General features: G+C 72.7%; 4 protein-coding genes and 1 pseudogene. 2 read left to right on the top strand and 3 right to left on the bottom strand.

Annotated elements, in window-relative coordinates; translation table 11 throughout:
- Nucleotides 1-494 (top strand): annotated as a pseudogene (locus ACSNOC_RS27500) (MDMPI N domain containing protein); the annotation flags it as partial.
- A 25-nt stretch (nt 495-519) separates the two neighbouring features.
- On the opposite strand, the gene purU reads toward ACSNOC_RS27500, so the two are convergent.
- Genes purU through ACSNOC_RS27485 form a run of 3 tightly spaced genes read right to left on the bottom strand, consistent with a single transcriptional unit; the run spans nt 520 to nt 2,375 of the window.
- Nucleotides 520-1,392 (bottom strand): formyltetrahydrofolate deformylase, encoded by an 873-nt coding sequence (gene purU / locus ACSNOC_RS27495; RefSeq protein WP_436750289.1) that lies wholly within the window; start codon nt 1,390-1,392, stop codon nt 520-522.
- A gap of 60 nt (nt 1,393-1,452) precedes the next feature.
- On the bottom strand, nt 1,453-1,899 hold the full coding sequence (locus ACSNOC_RS27490) for an SCO4402 family protein (RefSeq protein WP_436750288.1): 447 nt from the start codon (nt 1,897-1,899) through the stop codon (nt 1,453-1,455).
- Between the two features lie 50 nt (nt 1,900-1,949).
- Nucleotides 1,950-2,375, bottom strand: coding sequence for a hypothetical protein (locus ACSNOC_RS27485; RefSeq protein ID WP_436750287.1), 426 nt, complete (start codon nt 2,373-2,375; stop codon nt 1,950-1,952).
- On the opposite strand from ACSNOC_RS27485, the gene ACSNOC_RS27480 reads away from it, so the two are divergent.
- Nucleotides 2,338-2,541, top strand: a 204-nt coding sequence (locus ACSNOC_RS27480) for a hypothetical protein (RefSeq protein ID WP_436750286.1), incomplete at its 3' end; no start/stop codon positions are given. The two genes, ACSNOC_RS27485 and ACSNOC_RS27480, sit on opposite strands and share 38 nt — an antisense overlap.

Genomic DNA, 2,541 nt, shown 5'->3' with positions numbered 1-2,541 from the left:
GTGCAAGCGGCTGCCGGGCCGGATCATCAACATCCACCACTCCTTCCTGCCCAGCTTCAAGGGTGCACGCCGGGGACATCGCCGAGGCCGTCGAGTACCCGTACGGGCCGCCGTACGGCCCGCACCTGCGGCTGCTCGTCGACCTGGCGGCACGCCGCCTGCCCGGCAGCATCGCCGGCCGCCGCCGGGCCGGACTGGCCACCTCGCCCGGCGCGCCGGGCCGCACCCTGCACCTGGAGGTCGAGGGCGCGGGCGGCGGCCACTGGTACATCCCGCTCGACTCCCCGGCCCCCGCCGTCTCCCGCGCCGCGTCGCGAAGAGCGGGCTCGGGGAGGGACGCGGACGCGGTGGCCCATGTGGCGCTGGACGACGTGGTCTTCTGCCAGCTCGCCGCCGGCCGAATACCCCCCGAGGAGGCCGCCTCCGGCGGCGAGGGCGACCCCGCGGTCATACGGGACGTGCTCTTCGCGGCGGCGGACCTCTCGCACCTCTAGGCGGATCCCGCCTCTGGGCGAACCGCTAGGCGAAGACGACGGTGCGGCTCCCGTTGAGCAGCACGCGGCGCTCGCTGTGCCACTTCACCGCGCGGGCCAGCGCCTGGCACTCGACGTCACGCCCCACCGCCACCAGCTGCTGCGGGGTCAGCTCGTGCCCGACCCGTTCCACCTCCTGCTCGATGATCGGCCCCTCGTCCAGCTCGGCCGTCACGTAGTGCGCCGTCGCCCCGATGACCTTCACGCCCCGCGCGTGCGCCTGGTGGTAGGGCCGCGCACCCTTGAAGCTGGGCAGGAAGGAGTGGTGGATGTTGATGATCCGGCCCGGCAGCCGCTTGCACAGGTCGTCCGAGATGACCTGCATGTAGCGGGCCAGCACCACCAGTTCCACCTCCTCGTCCTCCACGATCCGCAGCAGCCGCGCCTCCGCCTCCGCCTTGGTGTCCGCGGTGACCGGAATGTGGTGGAACGGGATGCCGTACGACGCGGACAGCTCCGCGAAGTCGGTGTGGTTGGAGACGACGGCCGCGATCTCGACCGGCAGCGCGCCGATCCGGGTGCGGAAGAGGAGGTCGTTGAGGCAGTGGCCGAACTTGCTGACCATCAGCAGGACGCGCATCTTCTCGTCGGCCGGGTGGAGCCGCCAGTCCATGTGGAACGAGTCCCCGACGGCGGCGAAGCTGGCCCGCAGCTTCTCCAGGGTGACCGGCTCGGTGGCCGAGAAGTGCACCCGCATGAAGAACAGTCCGGTGTCACGGTCGCCGAACTGCTGGCTGTCCACGATGTTGCAGCCGGTCATGAAGAGGAAGCTGGAGACCGCGTGCACGATCCCGGGCTTGTCCGGGCAGGACAGGGTGAGCACGTAGTCGTCGGAGCGAGTCGACTGGTCGGGGGTCATGGTGCCCTAGGGTGGCACATCGCGCGGCCCCGGCTCACCTCGCGCGCTCCCTTGGCGCGCTCACATCGCGTGCAGCGCCGCCGCCAGCTCGTCCAGGCTGCGCGGGGGCACGTCCGGGTCGTCTCCGTCGTTGACCGCCAGCCGCGCGTGCGCCTCGCGCGCCGCGCGCACCGCCTCGGGCCAGCCGTGGTGCTGGAGATAGGCGGTGACGGGCGCGTCGGGGCCGACCTGGTGCATGATCCGCAGCACGCGCAGCACGGCGACGTCCACGAGCGCCGCCTCCTGGCTGTCCCGGAAGACGGTGCCGACGTACTTCTCGGCGGACCAGTTGTCCAGCCAGGTGTCCTCGACCAGGCGGTACACGGCGTCCGTCACGTCCCCGTAGCCGGGGGCGCCGGCCACCCAGCAGTTCTGGTGGAACGCCGGGTCGGAGAGCATGTGCAGCGCCGAGCGCACATTGGCCCGCCAGCGCCACCAGGGCATGTTGTTGAGCGGCATGGTTGCCATGGTGAGGGACCGGCGGGTCTGTCGGGAAGGGGTAACTGTCATCTCCCCTGTCACAGGTCCGCCGCCGCGCGCTCCGGCAGGCCGTGCTCGCGCGCGACCGGGTTCCACAGCCCGGCGGCCTCTTCCTTGGCCTGGGTGGCCCGGCCGCTGGCGGTGTCGCCCTGCGTGGCCCGGTCGGTGTGCTGGGCCTGGCCGCCCTGGCAGACCTGCCCGTCCTGGCGGGCCTGGTCGGCCCAGGCCGCGTAGTGCTCGTCGGCCTCGGCCGAGGCGCGCCACGCCTCGGTGAGGGTCTGGGCGAGGAGGTCGCCCTGGGGCAGGGCGCTGACGTCGAGCGCCTGGAGGCGGGTGACGAGGCCCTCGCGCTGCTGGGCGGCGGCGCGCAGATCGGTGGCGGCGCGGTTGAGGCGCTTGCACGAGCGGATGTCGGAGACGGCGGCGATGACGCTGTCGCGGCTGTCGTTGCTCTCCTCCAGCAACGAGGACAGCGCCTGCGCCTGCGCGGCGGCCTCGGCGTTGTCCCCGGTCTCGCTGCGCGGCTGCTCGCCGGTCTCCTCGGTCTCTCCCGTCTCTTCCGTGACGGGCCGGCTGACCTCGGGCGCGGGCTCCTCCCCGCCGCCCTACTACGGCGACGACCGCGAGCCG

Origin of the sequence: Streptomyces sp. URMC 129, from assembly GCF_051386415.1 — a bacterium.
GTDB lineage: Bacteria > Actinomycetota > Actinomycetes > Streptomycetales > Streptomycetaceae > Streptomyces.
The sequence above is the reverse complement of the archived record's forward strand: the minus strand, read 5'-3'. Positions and strand labels throughout refer to the sequence as shown.